Annotated in this window: 15 protein-coding genes and 1 pseudogene; 8 read left to right on the top strand and 8 right to left on the bottom strand. The window is 52.4% G+C overall.

What is annotated here, in order from left to right:
* Positions 1-14 precede the first annotated feature (14 nt).
* The gene (locus AC5PZ0_RS02355; RefSeq protein ID WP_493854223.1) at positions 15-317 is read left to right on the top strand and encodes a nucleotidyltransferase family protein; all 303 of its coding nucleotides are present in this window, start codon (positions 15-17) and stop codon (positions 315-317) included.
* A 43-nt stretch (positions 318-360) separates the two neighbouring features.
* Here the strand turns inward: AC5PZ0_RS02355 and AC5PZ0_RS02360 are convergent, their stop codons facing one another.
* The gene (locus tag AC5PZ0_RS02360) at positions 361-1437 is read right to left on the bottom strand and encodes a helix-turn-helix transcriptional regulator (protein WP_493854224.1); all 1077 of its coding nucleotides are present in this window, start codon (positions 1435-1437) and stop codon (positions 361-363) included.
* An 88-nt stretch (positions 1438-1525) separates the two neighbouring features.
* Here AC5PZ0_RS02360 and AC5PZ0_RS02365 point away from each other — a divergent pair, with 88 nt between their 5' ends.
* The 3 genes from AC5PZ0_RS02365 to AC5PZ0_RS02375 all read left to right on the top strand — a co-directional run bounded on the left by AC5PZ0_RS02365 (position 1526) and on the right by AC5PZ0_RS02375 (position 3460).
* Complete coding sequence (locus tag AC5PZ0_RS02365) at positions 1526-2407, top strand: hypothetical protein (RefSeq protein ID WP_493854225.1); 882 nt, start codon at positions 1526-1528, stop codon at positions 2405-2407.
* Positions 2408-2413: 6 nt separating this feature from the next.
* Entirely contained in the window at positions 2414-2740 is a 327-nt protein-coding gene (locus AC5PZ0_RS02370; RefSeq protein ID WP_493854226.1) for a hypothetical protein, read from the top strand.
* 435 nt (positions 2741-3175) lie between these two features.
* Positions 3176-3460 (top strand): hypothetical protein, encoded by a 285-nt coding sequence (locus AC5PZ0_RS02375; protein WP_493854227.1) that lies wholly within the window; start codon positions 3176-3178, stop codon positions 3458-3460.
* 168 nt (positions 3461-3628) lie between these two features.
* Here AC5PZ0_RS02375 and mauJ read toward each other — a convergent pair whose 3' ends face one another.
* Positions 3629-4957 carry a methylamine utilization protein MauJ gene (mauJ, locus tag AC5PZ0_RS02380; RefSeq protein WP_493854228.1) on the bottom strand — a complete coding sequence of 443 codons (1329 nt, stop codon included), beginning with the start codon at positions 4955-4957 and terminating at the stop codon, positions 3629-3631.
* 98 nt (positions 4958-5055) lie between these two features.
* Positions 5056-6780, bottom strand: a complete 1725-nt coding sequence (locus AC5PZ0_RS02385) for a hypothetical protein (RefSeq protein ID WP_493854229.1) — start codon at positions 6778-6780, stop codon at positions 5056-5058.
* 672 nt (positions 6781-7452) lie between these two features.
* Between AC5PZ0_RS02385 and AC5PZ0_RS02390 the strand changes: the two genes are divergently transcribed.
* Positions 7453-8853: a hypothetical protein gene (locus AC5PZ0_RS02390; RefSeq protein WP_493854230.1), complete on the top strand. Its 1401-nt coding sequence runs from the start codon at positions 7453-7455 to the stop codon at positions 8851-8853.
* 103 nt (positions 8854-8956) lie between these two features.
* Here the strand turns inward: AC5PZ0_RS02390 and AC5PZ0_RS02395 are convergent, their stop codons facing one another.
* Entirely contained in the window at positions 8957-9955 is a 999-nt protein-coding gene (locus AC5PZ0_RS02395; protein WP_493854231.1) for a metallophosphoesterase, read from the bottom strand.
* Between the two features lie 526 nt (positions 9956-10481).
* Here AC5PZ0_RS02395 and hyoA point away from each other — a divergent pair.
* Positions 10482-14822, top strand: a pseudogene (gene hyoA / locus AC5PZ0_RS02400) (NACHT domain-containing antiphage protein HyoA).
* 609 nt (positions 14823-15431) lie between these two features.
* On the opposite strand, the gene AC5PZ0_RS02405 reads toward hyoA, so the two are convergent.
* The 3 genes from AC5PZ0_RS02405 to AC5PZ0_RS02415 form a co-directional block, all read right to left on the bottom strand.
* A complete protein-coding gene (locus tag AC5PZ0_RS02405) occupies positions 15432-15677 on the bottom strand; it encodes a hypothetical protein (protein ID WP_493854232.1) in 246 nt (81 codons plus the stop codon).
* Positions 15678-15825: 148 nt separating this feature from the next.
* The gene (locus AC5PZ0_RS02410) at positions 15826-16071 is read right to left on the bottom strand and encodes a hypothetical protein (protein ID WP_493854233.1); all 246 of its coding nucleotides are present in this window, start codon (positions 16069-16071) and stop codon (positions 15826-15828) included.
* Positions 16072-16452: 381 nt separating this feature from the next.
* Complete coding sequence (locus AC5PZ0_RS02415; protein WP_493854234.1) at positions 16453-17310, bottom strand: PD-(D/E)XK nuclease domain-containing protein; 858 nt, start codon at positions 17308-17310, stop codon at positions 16453-16455.
* Between the two features lie 250 nt (positions 17311-17560).
* Between AC5PZ0_RS02415 and AC5PZ0_RS02420 the strand changes: the two genes are divergently transcribed.
* Together AC5PZ0_RS02420 and AC5PZ0_RS02425 are read left to right on the top strand one after the other, a co-directional pair.
* Positions 17561-17788, top strand: coding sequence for a hypothetical protein (locus AC5PZ0_RS02420; protein WP_110677150.1), 228 nt, complete (start codon positions 17561-17563; stop codon positions 17786-17788).
* Positions 17789-18670: 882 nt separating this feature from the next.
* Positions 18671-18958, top strand: coding sequence for a hypothetical protein (locus AC5PZ0_RS02425; RefSeq protein ID WP_493854235.1), 288 nt, complete (start codon positions 18671-18673; stop codon positions 18956-18958).
* 185 nt (positions 18959-19143) lie between these two features.
* On the opposite strand, the gene AC5PZ0_RS02430 is transcribed toward AC5PZ0_RS02425, so the two are convergent.
* Positions 19144-19899, bottom strand: a complete 756-nt coding sequence (locus AC5PZ0_RS02430) for a hypothetical protein (protein WP_493854236.1) — start codon at positions 19897-19899, stop codon at positions 19144-19146.
* Positions 19900-20125: the final 226 nt, after the last annotated feature.

The raw sequence follows: 20125 nt of genomic DNA on the forward strand, positions 1-20125 counted from the left end.
TCCAGGAGTATGTTTTGAAGCCTTCAAACGCCATTGCAGGCCGAACTCTCGAGATCAAGGCAGTGATCGAGGCCTACGGTTTTGTCTCTCCGAAGCTTTTCGGCTCAACGGTTCGCGGGCAGGACAGGGACGGAAGTGATCTGGATCTACTGGCGACCATTCCACCCTCGAGACAAGGGGCAATCTCTCTGTTCGACATTGCTGATCTTGAAGATGAGCTCGCAGCAATGTTAGGCGTATCAATCGATTTCAACATTGAAACCGACATCCCTGAGCATCTCCGATGCGCCATCATGGCCGAGGCCGTAGAGCTTTAGCTTGATGCTTTTCTTACACCCGCTACAGGTCGGGGCGGTGAGCCTATGCGAGGTCACCGTACATGCTCATGGCCTTCCGCAGCGTTTGGCAGATGTGCTCGCGCAGATAGCCAGGCTCCAGAACTTCGATCTCGTCAGCGTTACTCATCAAGAAGAGGCGCAGCCCTTGTGTGTCTTGGATGGAGCACTTCAAGATCGCCCCCGATTCTGTGGGTTCGATTTCCTGAGTTTCGCTGAGGCGATTTTCAGTGAGTCGGTTCAACAGGTTCGCCTCCAAGCGCAGTCTCAAGTTGATCGCTTCCTCGCTGTGCACGGTCATGAGGTCTTTCTGCACCTTGAATGACTTGAAGTTGTAGTGCTCCGGCTCAGGGATGTCGAGGAAGTCCGTGCGAACACTAACCACGCGGTGGAGCATCAGAACACAGGTCTTCCCTGGGCCGTTACTGCTGTATTTACCGCGCGGCTCATCAGGCTCGGGTTCCTTTCCTTCAGGCCACTCCTCTGAAAAAACATGGGCTGAGAGATAGATGTTTGAGTCCTGAAACGACAGTGCGAGTGGCTTCAGCACATACGTGCATTCCGCTCCGTCAGCGTCGCGAGGCAGGTAAACCACTTTCAGATTCCTGCCTGCGAGCATCTCAGTTTGAATGATTTCTAGGTGGGCCGGACTGTAGGCGCCTGGAAGGAGAGTCATGAAGCGCGTGCCAGACGTGATCCTGCCCTGGGCGACTAGGTCTTGGGTCGCGTTACGGTTAATCACGCCTTGCGCGTAGTCACGAAGCCGCACCATCTGCTCTGTCACCAGCTTGAAACCGAACCGTTCGGCGTGTTGCAGAATCGCGATCAGCGTCACCGACTCAGCCGGCTTCAGCACCAAGTCCAGGCTCACATTGTGCAGGCTCCAGTAATAGGATTTCTGGCCTTTGGGTTTTGTGCCAATGACCTGATCGTCATCCTGCAGAGATCTGAGGTCGCGCAATGTAGTTTTTATGCTGGGGACTCGATCGCGCCACTCTCGCTGCTCAGCATGAATCTCTTCAGTGGATAGTGATCTGCCTGCAAGGTGCAAAGCCCTCATCAGAGCGGTGCGTCTCAGCTCTCTGGAAGTTTTTCTAGGCATGGTGGTACTCAGGGACAAAAAGTGTCCCTATTGTCCTGCAGCATAGCTTTGCCAGCAACGAACCCCCGGATATTTCCCTGGAGCGTCCATGAAAGCCAAAGTGACACGTCGCACCTATCCCCCATACAAGCAACGTGCTGAGGTAAAAGCCTTCATCGAGTGGCTTGCTCAGCGCCTCGGATCGAATCAACCGTTGAAGCACGAGTACGTCAAACGCAAGACGGGTAAGCGCTGGCAGTTCGCTGACATCTACGACGCCTTCAAACAATATGAGTGGCATCACTCCGGTATTCCGCACCTTAAGGTCAGCGCCGGCAGCTGCGCAGCTAGTAATAACCAAGCGCTGAATGCTATGAGCACCGATCTCCTCACTGCGACCTGCGACAGCACGATGCTCCGAGGGACGAAAGCCATGATGTCCTGGGGTGGTGTGTCTGCTCACAACAATCAGTGGCTTGAGGACAATCAGGACGGCTTGGCCAAGACGATTGAGTTGGTCGCTGCAGTGCTGCGCGCCGGTGATCTCGACAGCCCTCAATTTGGGGCTGGCCTCCGGTTCAATGCAGGCATGACCAAGGTGTATTCGGTGATCTGTCAGAACTTCATCATTTACGACAGCCGTGTAGCTGCAGCCCTAGGCATGCTTGTAATCATCTATTGCGAGGAAAACGGGCTGCATGCTGTTCCTGATGGCCTGCGTTTCCCCTGGGCTCCTGCGAAGGAGGGTGAGAGCGCCGCTGTCCCTAAGCGTCGCAATCCAAGCAAAAACAAAGCATTCAAATTTCCTGGCCTGCGGCGGGGGAGCCATCATGCCCTTTGGAACATGCGTGCGAGCTGGGTCTTGAGCCAGGCGTTGGCTCACCCGCATGCAAAGAGCAGCCAGTTCCACGCGGGAGGTGGCAGCGCACTCCGAAAGCTCGAAATGGCTCTATTCATGATCGGATACGATCTCGGCAGTTCGGCAGCTTGAATGGCCATGAGCACCTTGCCTGATATCAAAGCGCTCATCGTCGAACTCATCGGACATGAAGTGGTGGACGCAACGTTGAGGGCGCTGCTGAAGGAACGATTGCCGTGCATGGCTGCAGACCAGATAGATGCGGCCCTCCTGGAGTTGCAGCGCACTGGTGTGATCACTGGAGCTGGCGGAATGTGGCTTCTAGGAGATGCCGAACTTGTGGAGTGCTACAACCCGGAGATCGTGGAGCAGTTGCTCAACCCGGGTGAATTCGTAGAGGTCGATGTCGATCAACTGATCGCCGAGCTCGAGGCCATGCTCGTTAAAGCTCGGTCGAAGAGCTAGCGTCGTGCCGAGAAACCGAGAACGTCTTCGATTTCGGATTTGGCGAACCTCTGCACCCACCGCATTACATGGCCCGCAGCGGAAAAGGAGCTTTTTTTCTGCGGATATTTTTGCGGATGTGTGTTCGGTCGGATCAGCATCGACGATAGGTTGCTCCATTCGGCAGCTAAACCACCCCATTGGCTTCATAAGCCTATGCTTAAAGGGTTGGACTGTCCCAGTGGAGGTACCGCCGCTATGTCCGATCCATTCACCAAACCGTATCTGAACCCTCGTACTGGCAAGACAAGCTCGGGAGGGGCCGCAAGAGAAGGGCGCATCAAGACTCTGGGAGGCGTTGACGAGATCATCAGCCAAGCCGTTACAAAGGCGCTGATAGCGAACGCTGACCAGATGCAAGCCACCACAAAACCTGGCAGGTGAGAGTAATTAGCCATGTTGGGTAAAGTGATTGAATTCAAGCCCGCTAACGCTAAGCAGCGAGAGTCCAAACCTCCTGTTAGGAGTAGCTTGGCAGATGCAATCCTTCAGCAGTTTCTGGCGGAGGCTGATGGCCCCACTAGGAACACCCATGCGCCGGCGCAAATCCTGGAGTTCAGCCCGGAAGGAAAGGGTAGGGCTTTGAGAATCATCTCCAAGGTTCAAATGCACCTTCCGTTGCCATTCACCTTGGCTTACTGGCTGAAAGAACTGATCGGCCACGTCGATCCCATATCTTAAGGGGAAAACAGCACAAGGAGTACAGATGTACTCCTTGCGTCTATTGGGGAAGATGTCGATCATCTCTGAGGTAGATATCAGGCTGCGCCAAGCCCTCAGCCGAGTGGCTAGCAATGAGACTAGGTCTTGCTAAGTAGCTGTGCTTAAGGCCAGGCCCGCTTTACTTGCTCAATCTTCAGGCTCGGGCATGCCCATCAATAGTTCGTTGAGCCCAGCAAGGCTTCGCTGGTGGCCAGCGAAATCTGGGCTCCAATTTGCTGGCAGCATGTAGGCTTCTGATTTGCCCAATCGGCGCTCCCGGTCGGAAGTCCAAATCTCCACAGAACCGTTGCAGTACATGAAGAATTTGAACTGCTCAAGGGAGATCTCGGACTGAATGTCGCTTCGGCTCTCGCGCCTTGTATTCAGCAGCACAAATCCATGGAGAGGGTCGATGATGAGGCGCTCATTTCTGAAGTCCATCCAAAATTCAATCGCCACTCTTCCATTAGGCGACTCGAGTCGGACGCCGAGCTTTCCTTCATTCATCCCGCCATCTGTCATGCGCATCCCGCCCAGGTGAACGTACGACTGACCTTTGCGAGCCATCACATAGAAATCATCAGGAAGCATGTACTCGCGGCCCTGAGCAAGCTCTCCTCTCCGGAGCGCCTCTAATTGCTCGTTGTCGAACAGGGCGCGAAAACCTTCTAGCTCGTAGAGGTGATCGCGCTCATAAGAGCATGGAGGCGGTACACCGAGCCGTTCATCCAATGCCAGCTCCGCGAGATGGCGCATCAACGGCTTGTCGAGATGGATTCGCTCGTGATCATCTGGATCGTCCGGATCGACGATATCTTCGCGCTCAGCGTGGGCGATTGCGTGACGCCCTTGGGTGGCAAGGTACTCGGAGATATCGGTTTCTTGCGCCCGCAACTCTTCACGCCGGGAGATTGCTTCTCTGTCCGTCATGCGGGGCAGGGCCTGCTCAATCCATGGCCCTCGTTCACGGCCATTGGGAAGAGAGCGTGCGAAGGCCTTGTAGAAGCCTAGGAAAGAATAAAAAGGATTACCGAGCGATAGACCTTCACGGTAATAGGCCAACGCCTTTCGTGCCTCATCACTCTGCGGAACATGAAGATTGTCGCTCGAGAAAAACTCGGTAAAAGCATTGTTGAGCATCCTGCCCACGCGGTGGGGGTGACTCCCACCACCCCACATCACGATGTCTACTTTCTTGCTTTCACGCCAAGCGATAGCCGTCGCCAAGCGCATGACAGCAGCACGGCCCTCGTTAACCGTCAGTCCAAAGCCATTTGCTCGAATCGCGATTGCAGGAAGGCTGCGGTGCTGGCCGTCGGCCATTGCCGGCTGCAGAAGGAAATCTAGACCCTCGAACCTGACGGTTTGAGGACGGCTTGGCCAGAAGACCTGGGTCTCCAATCCTCCTACCACCCATTGCCCTCGCTGATTCTGGTACTGCTCGGCCAGTTCGAAAGGATCGTCGGTTGCCAGCATTGAATAGCTCCTTGTTGGTAACGGGAACAATTGGGGGTCTAAAGCATCGACTTGGCTGGCAAAAACTCTGTCACTCAGGCCAGTATTAAAATTTGCAGCTAAAGCCCACTTAAATCAAGAGTGCTCTTTGGTCGCTCTTCTGCGAGGGCTGGGTACACGATTAGAAGCCAATCGATCGGTTTGTCTGTAGGGAATGATTTTGCGAATTCTTGAATTTCCGAAATTTCCGGATAGTCAAGCGTGGCAGATTTAAGTTTATCGATTGCTTTAGAATGTTCGCCGGATTCCCTGTAGCGCTCGGCAAGAGCTAGCTCCAGGCAGGCTTCTAATCTGCTCGGTATCTTTATTTCGGACGCCTTGTAGCGCTTTTTAAAATAACTCTCGTGGTGCTTTATTTGCTCGCTGATAGGCCAGCCTATGGATTCCCCAGTGGCTATGTGTGTGATAAGGGATTCAACTGAAGGCGCATTTATTTTGTCGAAATCTATCTTCTTCAATTTGGTTTGAGGGTGGTTGTGGGGGTGGGTAATCCTTGTAAAAATTAAATATAGTCCGACGAGTGATCTGTGTTGCTCCTGCTTCAGTTGGGCGCGTTGTTTTAGGCCTGTATCAAGCACGCCTCTCACATCGTAGGGCTTTTTGTTTGGAAAGCTTTCAAAAAACTGATCTAGAAGCGAAACATAGCCATCAAAATAAAGCCTGTAGCTGTTTGCTGACAAGCCGTCAGTCCTGGATATCCACGTGCTTGGGCACATTTTTGCCCTGATAATGTTTGGACTTTCTAGGGAGTAGTTGTACGGTTCTTTAATGATTTTCTCTTGATTAAGTATGAAGGATTGGATTACTGTTTTCGCTATTCTTCGCAAGCCCCTGATTGTGAATATAAGATCGTCACCTATGTGGACGGCTTCTCTAGAGTCCGAGAATGCCAAAAATTCGTTAGGCAGAGGTCTTAGAGTGTGTACATATTTAGAGCGAATGTCATACACATTGCCCAATGCAGTTTCAAAATCGCGCTTGCCCACAGGTGCGGATTCGCCAGATGCCTGAGGGGAGAAGTGATCATCAGTAATGTGCTTTTTTATGAATGCTTTGAATCTTTTGCTTGCTGCGACATGCTCCACCTCTACTATAGTATTTTTGATGATGTCGGCTTGAGCAGTGTCAACCCCTTCGAGTGCCTTTTCCAGTGGGCGGCGTTTACGTTCCTCGATGTCAGACCAGTTGCTTTCATATCCGTCAAAGTTTTGAACAAGTGTTTCAAGTGACATTACCAGCAGCGTGTAGGCCAGGTTTACATCTTCCTCCAGGCGGTGGAGTGCTGCTACATATGTCCGGATGGATTTCATTGCGCCTGTAAACTTTGCACGGGGCAGGCCTATTAGGTCTTTAGTCAATGCTTGAAATTGTGGGATTAGCTCCTGTCGTACATAGGTATTTTCTTCGAAGATCTTTGGTAAAAGTTTCTTTGCTGAATCGCGGCTGCGGCGGCTACCTTTATTTAAGAGCCTTTCCGCGACTGTTGAGCTCGGCGTGCAAATGCAGTCCAAAGCGAAAGAGATTATGTCGGCGCAATCGTCGATATATGTATCGATGCCGTTTGAGATTAAAACTCCTGGGCCATTTTCAGTCCCCTCTACCTGTTCTATGAGATTCCAGCTAATGGCGTTGCCGTGGCGAGAGTGAGCCAGAGGGGTGAACGTGCCTATAGCAGTTTCCACGCTAGTATCAGGAGGTAAATGAACATTTGTGTAGAGCACGCCCCTAAGCAAATTTGAGCGCGCGGGGTGGGTGAAAAGCTTGCCGCTTGCAACCTGAAGCATAACTACTCCATTAGTGTATGACCCAAGCATCGAGCCTATCAAACTGGAGGGTGTCAGGCGAGGTTAGAGCCGCCATTTGGCCGTTCTAAGCCTAGTGAAGTGTTTGATCAGCCTGGCTGGTAACCTAGAAGCCCGGGTTGTTAGGCACGTGAGGTATCGAGCTCACAGTGGTGGCTCTATTTTGCATACCGGTTTGCCGTGCTTTGAGATCACCACCGTCCAGCCAAGCTCAACAAGCTGGAGAATACGACGCCATCGGCGCCTAGCCTGGCTCATTCTAAAAACCTTATACATTACCTAACCTCCTCAGTCGTGTCGTCGCCGAAGCATGGGCTCAGTTTGGCGGCTGGCCTGCATGCTGCAAAGATCTGCCTTGGCGCCGAGCATACCGTTCGTCGAGGCCGGGACGTACAGCACGTCTATCAATAGAGTTTTCTACTGTCTCACTCTGAAGCTCCTACCTTGTCGGGTAGCCTGGACGGTCGAGATCATAGCTTCTAGTTTCTTAGCGTCTACGCAGAGCGGAAGACTTCTGGGTAATCAGTGCCATGCTAAGCATTTGGTAGCCCTTCTTCATGTATAGCGGCTGACGCACTGGCGAGGGTTAGGACCCAGCTCTATATTGATTTTGCACAAAAATGCACTGATTGGTGCGCTCATGGAGGGGTACAAATGCATTATCGAAAATTACTGACGCTGGCCTCTGTGTTATGCGTGGGTTGTTCGGCTACGAACCTTAAGGAAAGTCCAGCGCAACTCTCGTTCGAGAAGCTTGGTTCTGACTTCACTTCAAGGGGCGATTCGCTAGGGCATGAAAATCGGACTGTTATTAATGTGTCAGGTATGGGGCTGCCAGTTGGGGTTGGACAGACTGTGACATCCCCTGGTCGAGCAAATCCCGATCTTCTTGCTCTTCCTGTTTCAGCTACTTGTTCAAGAGTCGTCGTGACAAAATATGATACTGATGCAACGTATGACGATGTAAAGAGTGTTAGTGAGAAAATAGATGAGATCGCTGATGAAGCGGCGGAAATTGGGGCAGAAGAAGTAAAATTGGTGCTGATTGAGATTGCTTTATCTAAAGCATTTTCCGTAGATGCTCAAGCCTTTTCCAATGATATTTCGATAAGGTCAATTGCGGGATCGGTCGGTGCTGCCTCGGTTGACTCAGCGGGGTTCACAAAAGCAAAAACTGATGCGCTACAAAAAAAACTAGCGGCTATGCAGAAAGTTACGACGCTTCGTCGAGATCTGAGGGGGCTTTTGGGTAAGAAAAACATTATTGTGTCTAGATGGTCTGGCGATAATTCCGATTCGGGAGGCTTGTCTGTCGGTAGTATTGTATCAGTCGATGGGAAGGGAAGCTCGGCAGAGTCTGGATTTGTTGTGATGGCAGGGATTCGAGACGTTTCGCTGCAGTTGGGTAGGGATTTTATAACCAGGCTTAAAGTCGAAGGGAAGCAGTTTAAGTCCGGGAGGTATGGTGATGATGTCGAGACTATATTTGGTGATCCATATGTTGTTACCTTTTCTAGGTCTGCACAGTTCGTAAAATATTCGAGGCAGCTCGATGCTGCTGCAGCTCTGGCTTTGAAGTTGCAGCTAAGCCCTGAACAAATTACGACTATAGGTGGTGAGGGGCTTAAGGCGCTTTTGGCTCAGCAGAGTTTCCAGGTCGGATATGCTGTGTCAGCGGCTATTGCAGCATCGAATCAAGGCGGCCTTTCAACGCCAAGTCGTGAAGCATATGAGTATAGATTCTGGGCGCGAGAGGTTAGGTCGAGATCGCTAGAGCTTGAAAGCAAAAGAGGTCAAGGCTATGGAATGATCTATTATAATCGTGCTGATATTATTAAAGCTCGGGAAAGGATCGGGGACGCCAGTTCTGAGGCCGATGAATGTATGCATGTCGTACCGAAATCGGGAGCAGTGATGAACTCGGGGATTGAGCGGTTGGGGGATGAGTTTTGCCTGCCGATTAAGGAAGGAAATTGGAGTGATAAGACATGGAAGAGTTGGCGTCCGGACATTAATCACTGCATTAATTTAGGCGAAAATATCTTGTCCAGGTAAATTTACACAGGTTCGCCTTTTGTGAGTGCGCGCTAGGGCAGGTTCGGCTGTAATGAAGGGCTGGTGAGGAAACTGACCAGCTCTATTGCACTTCTAAATTTCACTAAAACAGTCTGCGAAGCAATCCCTCAGTCTGACTGCCAGCATGCTTCATGCAAAGCTCATCGAGCTTGGCGTTGCGCCCTTCACCATCAACCAGACTTAAGCCGTGAAGAGCATTTACCAGCTTCTGTTGCTCAACCATGCCCTCTTGAACCTCGAACCACATTGAAGTCACCTGCTTCAAGACCACGTCGACCGCGACGGCGTGAACCTGCGATTCGATGAGCTTGTTGCCGTTCAACGCTGTCTTCAGCTGTTGCGCTTTCTCTTCAAGTATCTGTAGCTTTTCAGTCAGACGCTCTGCTTGATCGAGTGATGCCGGCACCCCGTCAATGTAAGTCGTGTCGTCCTGAACGCAATAGATCGCTAGCGAACCATCCCCGCCACCGGTGATGTCAAGGGCGATGACGTTACCGAGCCTCAAGGGGCGGGGCACCCAAGTGTGGCCTGTGCACACTCTCCAGACTTCCGAGACGCCATCCCGAAAGTGCTTTTTCACCCGCTCTCGCCCCCAAAGTGCCACATCCTCAAAGGCTTGGTTATCCAGCTCTGCCAAGAACTTGGGCCATGCCACTCCTGCTGGCACGTCCGCGTGTACGACCCCAACGATCCCGTTCTCTGTTTCGATTTCGATAGCCAGAGGTAGGCTGCTCAGCTTATCGATGATCATGCTTTTTGATTCGTCAGCGATCGTGAGCCACCAACCTGCGCCGTGAGACGCATAGCGGGCCGAGGGGTTCTCACGGCATGCATCGATCAGCATTTGCTCGTGGTTGCCTCGTGCGCTGAAAAACCAGGGCTCGCCTAGCAGCTTCAGGCCATCTAGAACCCCAGGCCCGCGATCAATCACATCCCCTACTGCGATCACCCGATCTTTTGTTTTGTCGAACCCCAGAGCGTGCAGGCCACGGTGCAGATCCATCGTTTTAAAGTGAATATCGCCGACTACAAAATCTCGGCCGAAGTGGTTGACTGGAAGGCGAAGGATCTTCGAGCTCATAGAGGAGGGCTGGCTCCAGATTGGGTGTGCGGTAAATCCTTAGATAACCTATTTTCCGCTTGATTGGTGCATAGGTCTACCTTAAAAATCCCATGGGTAGCGCCTGCCATAATGTTCCCAAAAAGGATCATTAACACCCTTTTAGTGGCTTAATGTTCCCAAACGGGATCACTATGACGAGCGCTGATCGCCACGAAGGAGGGGGCAATGGATCACAATCCAAGGACTCCTCTGCTTCCGGACGACCCGCTGTATCAGGAAGCGGTTGAGTCACTGAAGAGGTATCACCAAGCCCAAATTGACGAGAGACCGGCTGACGAGATTGAGCGGTTGCGCTTGGAGGCTGAATAGGCGTTTCAGCCGGTGACGGATTACCAGATTGAGGCTCTGGGTGGCCCTTCTCCAACACGACAATAGAGCCCGGCCTCGGTGGCCTCGTGTGACTCGACTCAGGTCGATATGCGGTAGGATGCCGTAATCGCTGCAGACCACGTCGGGACTGCACCAGACCTGTTTGAGACTCGCTATGGCCAGGCAATCGGACGCCTTCATTGATCTTGATCGAACCTTCACCAAAATCCTTATGGATGGCGATGTTTCCGACGATACCGATTTGAGCAATCAGCTTGGCAGAAGCGGAGATCTACGTTGGCCTGATTTGCTCAACCATCACCGAGTGGTGCTGCTCTCGGAAGCGGGTTCTGGCAAGACAGCTGAAATTCGGAATGCGACCCGCCGGCTTCGGGCAGAGGGAAAAACCGCGTTCTTCCTCCGGATTGAAAACGTTATCGCTCAATTGGAGGATGCGTTTGAGGAGGGTGGCACATACGATGAGTTCGAGCGCTGGGTCAGTTCGGATACTGAAGGCTGGCTGCTTCTGGACTCAGTGGATGAGGCCAGACTCAGTGATCCCAGGGAATTCGCAAACGCAATCCGAAAGCTCGGCAGATTGACCAAATCGATCCGCGCCAAGGCACACATCATCATCACCGGACGTAGCACTGCTTGGCGTGCTGTCACAGATCTAAAGACTTGCGAACAGGCCTTTGAATTCGACTCTGCCCTTCGCCAGGCGCTACCCGCAGAAGACGGCGGAATAGAAAGCGCTGTGCAAACGACCTCAAATAAAACAGGGCCAGAGGCTTCGTTCCTGGTGGTGACCTTGGACGATATCCATGGGGAGCAAGTTGACCGGTTTCTCGAGGCTACTGGCGTTAATGACGCCAAGGCGTTTCGCACTGCAGTAGAGCGAAAGGAAGCGGAATCACTGACTACCCGACCATTAGATTTCCTAGAGTTAGTCGATTTCTGGCATGAGCACCATCGGATCGGGACACGGTTGGAGCTGATGCGGAGCAGCATTAATCGCCGGCTTGAAGAGCGTGATCAAAATCGAGCCGAATTCAAGCCAATTGCTCCGGAGCGGCTGCTTGAGGGGGTACGCCTACTTGCGGCAGCAACGACACTCGGTCAGACCGCCGCAATCTGTGTCCCCGATGGAGATGCAAACAAAAAAGGAATTCCCGTTCGTTCGGTGCTGATAGGTTGGAATGATGCCGACGCAGGAGCTCTTCTGAGCCGACCCATTTTCGAGCCTGGGATTTATGGAACAGTCCGATTCCACCATCGAACTGTCCGAGAGTAACTAGCCGCAGAATGGCTCAACGGGCTGATCCGGAACTTCGCTTCGCGGGTCAAAATCGAGAACCTGTTTTTCCTTACTCAATACGGTGTGCAGGTCATCAACCCCTCCCTGCGCCCAGTGTTGCCGTGGTTGGCAATCTTGGATGAGCGTATCCGTACTCGGCTCGAACAAGTCGCCCCCGAAGTCTTTTTTGAAGGAGGCGATCCTAGTGAGCTCCCGCTCAGTACCCGTCAGAGCATTCTGCGGAAAGCCTGCGAACAGTTAGCTCAACCTGCTCATAGCTGGGCGATGACAGACTATTCGGCTGTGCAGCGCTTTGCTCACAGTGACCTAACAGCTGACATCAATCAGCTGTTGGTGCTTTATCGCTCAAACGACGACATCGTCTGGTTTCTATTGAGAATGGTGTGGTACGGCGAGGTGGTGGGGGCGCTTGCAGAGGTCAAGCATTTCGCCTTGTACGCCGACCAGAAATATACGCGCCTGGCAGCGATGCGAGCCATTATTGACCTGGGAACGCCTCAAGATATCGCTGACGTCCGCTACGGCCTTCTAGCTGGTGAGGCCAAGCTCAGCCGGGAATGGTTGGCCGAAGTGATCGATGGACTACCACTCGATAGCGAGTGGCTGCCATGGCTTCTACACGCGATCGAGAGAACCACTAAAAAGGAGCGATTCAGCGGTAGGGACACCCTAGCGGTGAAGCTTTTTTCGTTAATAGCTGAGTGCGCCCTTGAAAAGCTTCCCGCCTTCATTCGAGGCCTTAGCGGTCTCTTGGACAAGCCTCCGCTCAAAGAGCAAGGCTTCAGCGCTATCTCTAAGAAACACCGGTGGCTAGCCGAGATCGCAGGAGCAGCGGTTCTTCGTCTGCTGGAAGCGCGAGACCCATTTACGCAGGACGATTCAGCGCTCTCGATTCTGAGCAAGCTTACTCATGGGCGTGATTATGATGATCGAGATGATCCAGGGCTTTGCGAGAAAATACGGGGAGTTGTTCCGACGTGGCCTGAGCTTGACTACAAATTGTTTTGGTATGAAGTTGCGGTTGCCCGTGGGGGCCGGGTGCACCGCGACCCCGTTATTCATGTATCGCAGTTGATGGGCTTCCAACCATTTTGGTCACTGAACAAAGAAAATTTCAACGTCGCCTGCGACGACATCATGAGGCTAACGGATCAGCAAGATCGTCTTATGGCGCTCAGCATGGCGTACAGAATTTTCGCAGAGAATGGCACACCTGACCCATGGGAGATTCAGCTAAGAGCTGCGACCGAACGGCAGCCAGAGCTGCGCGGTAAGCTTGAGCTTTTCTTGAATCCACCTGAGCATGAGGTTCAAGAGTGGGAGATTCAGCAGGCCGACTGGAAAGCGAAATCTGATCAGCGCAAAGCCGAAGCAGCGGAGCACCGTCGCTCTTGGCGCGAAGGGCTCGCTGCTGACGTAGACCGGATCAGAAGCCCAGAAGCAGGCGTCATGACACAAAGCCAGGCTTATCTGCTGGATCATATGCTCGAGCGCTCCTCGTCGAATAAATGGGGAAACAGCGATTGGCCTTTGCTGATTGATGAGTTCGGTCTCCCTGTCACAGAAGCGTTTCGTGATGGCGCTATGAGCTTTTGGCGCGGGTATCGCCCAACGCTGCCGTCAGAGGGCGCGGAACCCAACTCAACCCCGTATCAAGTGATCTTCGGACTCTCAGGGCTCGCGATCGAAGCCAGAGAGCAGCCATCTCGCTTTAACCAGATGTCCGCTGAAGATGCTCGAAATGCAGCTCGATATGGGCTGCTGGAGTTGAACGGATTCCCTGAGTGGCTTCCAAGGCTATTCAAAATTCATCCTAAACAGATCCAAGAAGTCGTAGCCAATGAAGTTCACTATGAGCTGGATACTCCTCATTCTGAGCCCGGCAGGTATCGGGTGCTACAAAGGCTGAGCAGGGGAGGGGACTGGATTTGCGATAAACTGGCTGCTTCCCTTTTGATCCGGCTAAAGCAACCTCTTAAGCATCTAGAAGCCCTTCAGCTTGCTCTCACCATTGTCCAGGAGTCTTCGATTGTTGATGACGCAATAGCTGCGCTCGCGAGCAAAAGGGCATTGGAGGAAAGCAGCAATTTAGAGGTCGCACCAACCTGGTACGCAGTGTGGGTTGGTACTCAACCCTCTCTCGCCATACCAGCCTTGGCTGAACGTATCGAATCGCTTTCGTCCGATGACGAGAAGGCAAAATTCGCCATGGTTTCCCTCATAGCTCTGGTGGGTAGCCGTACCGCCAGTCGCTGCCGACAGAACTACAAAGCTGTTGAGCATGCCAAGGCGCTGTACCTGCTCATGCACAGGTATGTTCGCATCGCAGACGACATTGATCGTACTGGCGGAGGAGTGTATTCGCCAGGCCTTCGTGATGATGCGCAGCATGCTCGTGACGGACTTCTCGCCATCATTCGAGAGACACCAGGTAAAGCATCATTCCTAGCCCTTCAGGAGATCGCGCAGGCTCACCCTGCAGAGAGCCTACGGCCATGGAGCGCTTTTTATGCCCAGCAGAAAGCTACCGCAGACGCCCAAACACCGCCTTGGAGCCCCGATAAAGTCATCGATTTCCATAACAACCTGGAAAGCACGCCCTCTACACATCGTGAGCTCTGGAATCTTGCAGTCGACCACCTTCTGGACTTGAAGCATGATCTGGAAGACGGCGATTCGAGCTATGCCGAGATACTGCTGAAGACGAGCCAGGAGACTGCGATCCGAAAATTCATCGGGAACTGGCTGAGAGATCGTACGGCAGGGCGCTATGTCGTCCCGCAGGAAGAGCAGCTAGCCGATGACAAGCGTCCGGATTTCAGGATCCAGAACAGCGACTTTTACGAGCCGGTGCCTGTCGAGCTGAAGTTGTCGCAAAACTGGAGCGGCCCTGCCCATTTTGAACGGCTCGAGAATCAACTGTGCGGTGACTACCTGCGGGGCATCAACTCCAGCTGCGGCATCTTTTTGCTGGTGAACCATGGTGGTCAAGCTGCGTGGGCGTCGCTGAGCAATGATCTAGTAAACTTCGAGGGCCTGGTCACTGCTTTGCAGAATCACTGGCTGGCGATTGCACCCAAATTTCCAAACGTTGAGGACATCAAGGTCATTGGCATCGACCTTGTCAAACGTGGTGGGCAAGCTGCTGCCAAAGCTGTCGAAAAGAATCGAGCAATGGTAAATCAACCGAATGAATGAACCTGCGGTTGGGCTCATGGAAGGAGAGCGCCAAAGGCGGAGGCTTCTTTGGGCACTTTCCGCCTTTCAGCCGGGCGACCCCAGAGCGACCGCTTTGCTTGACCAGCTGGATGCGCTTGAGCGCGATCTGGGTACAGTCGCTCATCCTTGTAAACATCTCCTAGACCTGGTCAAAACCTCAACGCCCTCCTCAGGGCGCAAAGTTTTTGACGAGCAGACCCTACCGTCGCCTTGGCGCGAGCGATTCGATCAAGCGAGCATTGGTTCGACACGGCTAGCTGTGGGCCCATACTGGGCCGACCTTGAAAAATTTGTAGATGAGTGGCAGCGCGAGATGACTCATCTACAGGCGCACCGTGACAGATTGAAGCCCCTCGGATAATCAAGCGCCAATCGACGAATGCATCTGACTTTGGCTTTGAAGCTGATGAGATGCTTTCATGTTGCTGGAATCGTGGGCGTGACTGTTGGCGAGCTATCGGGACTACATGCCGCCTTGGTCACCGTTGTAACGTAGTTTCTGGAATGTAACGCCACCGATGTTACATTCCAAAAACTACGTTACAACATGCGCCAGGCGGGCATTCCAGGCCGGTGTACGAAATGATTTCACACCAGTCGCATCGCTGGCGTGACCGGAGCGAGCGCGCCATAGAGATGAGCCGTTTCCAGGACATCAAGCACCTCATCATCAAGCTTTCCGTACCACATCAAGGCAAGGGTCTGCTTGGCTGCAACCTCCAGCTGCGCCAGGTTGGCTGACCTCCACTGAAGACAACTGATGGCCGTGTGAGAAACGCCACCTGGGGCAATTTCGACGTCTGCCTCAACCTGTAATAACGATGATCTGAGCATGATGGTTCCTCTCCCTGTCGGTAGCTTGAAATCAAGACGATGGGGGGAGGTTGGTTAAGGTGACAGCGGGGAGGTGAGAGTAAAATCCGAAGAAAAACAATATTTTATCCGCATACCCTTTGCGGGAAGCAGGTCAGATATGGCTGGTCTAGGCGTCGGATTTTGGCAAATTTTTGCGATGCATCGGTGAGATGAGATCCCGGTAGGACTCGCGACTCTGCAGTACCTGATCGCGAATTTCTTCTGGGTCGATCGCCATGCCTCCGCCGGGGGTGGTACGGAGGGTCTTGAGCTGGTTGACGGCTCGGATGAACTGACGCTCGTCCTCTTTCTCCGCTTCTGACCTCTTGTCCGGGGAGATCCAGTCGCAGAGTCGATTGAGTATTTTCAGCATGCCTGCACCAGAGTCGGATACGTGTTAGCGAATGGTAAAGGGCCCAAGCCTGCATGGCCATTGCTGTCTTGAACCTGGACGCAACGTCATTTCAAACACTTTCGGAAAGGGTGCAGATGTTAAAGGCGCATGCTGATCTCGCTATGGTAATTTCAGCCGGCTGAGAAGGCCGCATATGCAAGGGAAATCGTGTGGGCAAGATTTGGATTGAAGGTTTCATTGAGAACCTTTTGTCGGCGACTATCGGTGATATGTATATCCCAAAGCTGACGGCGAGGTGAGGTGATTTCACGTATTGTAAATCTCGTCATCTCTGGAGTCCCGCCTCAACTAATTGCGGTTTATTTTGGGCGGGATGATCGAAGCCTGACGACAATTTACTCAAGCGCTGACTGGCTTCCCGATCACATAGATAGGCGTCCAATTGCTGGGATAGTTTCTCGATTTCCAGGACGCCGTAAATCTCTCCAGTCCCAGTATATCTTCGGTGACATAAAATAGCGCGTAAAATTTTGTATAATGAGGATGTTTCCCATATCCTATTACGTCGTCACTAATTTCCGCAAATGCAGAGTCTAAGTTAGCCTTGGTTCTGGATAGCTTAACCTCTATTCCTATGCCTAACTCCTCAATGTAAATATCGCAAAAGTATTTCTTATTAATTTTTGGATGCGCTACGCTTGAGCCGATCGTTGTGGGGAATATGATCTGCAGGTAGTCTTTTAGAGCATCTTGTATGCATTTTTCTTTTTTTATTACAGTTTTAGTTGCTGCGCAGACTTGTACAGTTGAGCGTAAGACACGTTCTAAGATGGTTATCTGTAACTCATTTTGGGTTAGCGTGCCGGATCCATAGAAATTCAACCCTCTGAGAAAGCTTTTTATTTCGATTAAGTGATTGTTCGCGTATTCACCTGTTTCATGTATGTAAGCCATGGCCCTAGCTGCGCTAATGGCGTCAAAATCTTCTCCAAATTTTGAATAAAATTGCCTCAATAATGAATCCTTTTCAAGGAGGGATAGATAGGCGATGATCGCTATATGAAGCTCGCTAAGTTGCGAGTTCAAATAGTTTCCATGTTCCTCTTCTTCTTGGCAGAGTTGGGGCGGGGGAGGCGTTTCGCCATTTATTATCTCCCAGTTCACTAGATCGATCTGGAGGAGGGCTAGCGGCTGAACCAGTTGCTCTGCGCATTCGACCATGTTGAGAATAAGTAACTTCTGCTCCATCTTGTCCATAATTGCTCTTGGCTTTGAAATAATTGCTAATGGGTGTGTGATGTTATTGTACAAGGTGCTGAAGGTATTCTACCGTGCAATTGCTCAAACCACCTCAAGTTTGGCAAGATTCAAAAATATTATAGGGGACGAGCGGTGGCTAAATCGGGCGCGCAAGACGTTGCCGCCTCTCGCTCCTACGTCTAGGCTCTACGAGCGATACAGCTGCACGTTTCCGAACAGACCACCCCGCAGCATCCTGGGAGCCATCATGAGCAAAAATCCAGAAATTTTCGTATTCACCCGAGAGTCGCTTCGACAACGAGACCTGCAGGTGGCCGCGAAGGCCCACCAGGTTACTGTGATCAGTACCTTACGTAAGGCTGCAAGCATGAATTCTGGGCAGCTTGTCCAGGCCTGTAGCAACGGCGGCAAGAGCCTCTACTGGGAGCAGTCCAAGCTGGAGAAGTTTGTCGATTCGCTTGATTTGGAAGAGTAGTGCCTACGCGATGCTCATCTGGAGTGGCCTAGGCTCTGTACGTAAAGTCTTGATACTCGGTGATGCTGCGTTGAAAACAGCCTCGGAATGCTCATTTACAACCCGTAAACTCTGCTTCCTCGGCTGTTTTCGCCTTGTCTGACCTTCTTCTCAAGACTTTTCATACAGCCCCTAGCCTCCGATGACCCGATTGCAGCGGTGGTAGCGCTGGTATCGGCTCAACAGGCATGCCGTTCGAATGTCGATGAGTGGCTTCACAAAGTCGGCGTTTTGGCGCCCAATCAAAAATTGGGGCAGCTGCCAACCCTTACAGATGAGCTCAAAAGCAGCTGCGAAATCTGTAGCCTCAGCGAGCGTGTGGATTCGATGCTGATGTGGAGTCACTACGGTTGCAACCACACAGGCTTTGCCATGGAGTACGGCTTCACTAGCCTCCATCGGAATAAGTCCCCCATCTTCACGCTATGGCCGGTCGCCTACACAGAATAGCTAATCGACGTCACCCACATCCTGATAGCCCGTCGCGCTGGCAAGGACTACAACGAGTTTTTTGGCATTGCTGCATCGTTGTGCAAGGCTCTCGATTGGGAGTACGAGCGTGAATGGCGCTGGGTGATTCCTGATGGCGATAGGAGTGTCGAAGGTTTCAACCGCCCAGCACCTCTAAAGGCCGTGCACTTGGGGGCAAGAATCAGCGATGCTGATGCCCTGGGCATCTTGAGAATCTGCAGTGGGATCGACATACCGATGTTCAAGGTGATGCTCGAGTCCCACGAGTATCGTATGGTCTCGGTGCCTACTAGCTTGGAAGATTGGTGTTCGATACATGGACAGCAGCAGGGCAACATGCCCTGGTAGTCTTTAACTGTGAAGGAGAGGTGCATGGACGTGAAGTGGGAACCATTGGTGGTGCATAACAACGGATTGGGCGTGCTTCGAGGCCGTGTAACAGAGGACGGGAAGCTGCTCGTGGAGAACACGCCAGAAGCCAAACTCAGTGGCTTCATGCCTGGAGGTGTACGTCCGATGGGTGATGTACTGAGAAATCCTGAGAATGCACTCATAGTCGCGGGCCCTAAGGCTTTCGCAGGTGAGTGGCTGTGTGCAGGTAAGGACAATGAAAGCGCAAGCCCATCAACCCATGCGGCGTTCATCTTCTTTCGGAAATGAGGATGGCTGACTGGTTTCTGCTCATCGTCGTGGATACGCAAAGTCCCGAATTCCGCACAGTGATCCTATCCAAGGGGATGGTGAAAACAGGTGCGGAAAGCGGCTAGGGATAGCTGGGAATAAGGGGCGTAATGGCGAGAGTTCATGAGCCGCTCAGGCACGACGCTCGTGAAGCTAATCGGACTTTACCGCTCGAGCCCGAGCGCTTGTCTCATTTGGATGATCGCCATGTCCGCCTCTCCATTTAGCAACGTCTCTGCCCTGTAAGGAACGTCTACTCGAGAACCTGGCGGCACTTGGCTTAAAGTAATGTCGATTCCCGCTGTCCTCAGCGCGTGCACAATTACATCAACGATTGGATCAAGGCTGGCAAGGCCATCCCACGACTCTCGAGTTTCCCACGCATCTCTCAGTGCACCCAGTAGCTCATGGAAGTGTGGGGTCAATTCGTTGGCAAAGTGACAGCGCGAGTCGATATCGGCTTCTTCATCGAGACCATCCAGATGACCAAGCAGGTAGGCAGACATTTTCAGAGGCATGGCAATTTCACGTGCTGTCTCGACCAGAAGGCGAGCGACGTCGCTGTGCGTCCGATAGTCTTTGATCGCGGAACGAGCTCGGTCTATAGCACCCAGAATCGACGTTTCTAATCCTTGTGTGTAGCTGGCAGTCATTAACGACCCTTGGCTTATGAGCGCGCTAAGCCGGCACGCTGCATACTCTTCCCAGAGAATATGAGCTGTCTCCCGAAGCGTACTTGTGGCCCAGTCCCCCTCATGTTGGGCCAGCATGACACCTGGAGAATGTGCTTCAAACCATCCTGCGGTCTGCACATGGCCGAGCTCATGGGCAAGAATATTGGCTGCCCCCCAGAACTCGTCACTTGTCGGTTCATGCTTAACCAGATCGAGTAGGACATGTCCGTTCAGCACAACGTGCATTTTGATCTCGCCGTCTCGACGAACCCTCAGCGCTTTGCCTACGCCGAGAAGATTTTCCTGCTTGGTGTACTGCTTCGCAATCGCTGACTCGTAACCCAGATCGACAGAGGCGAGCGCGTCGTCGTAGTCGAGCCGATAGTCACGCCGTCTAGATTGGACAGGTTCATGTATCGGCCTGTGGTTTCGGTAAGCTTTTGGATAACTGCAATGAATTTATCCTTCCATG

Source organism: Pseudomonas sp. 5.2, from assembly GCF_059025405.1.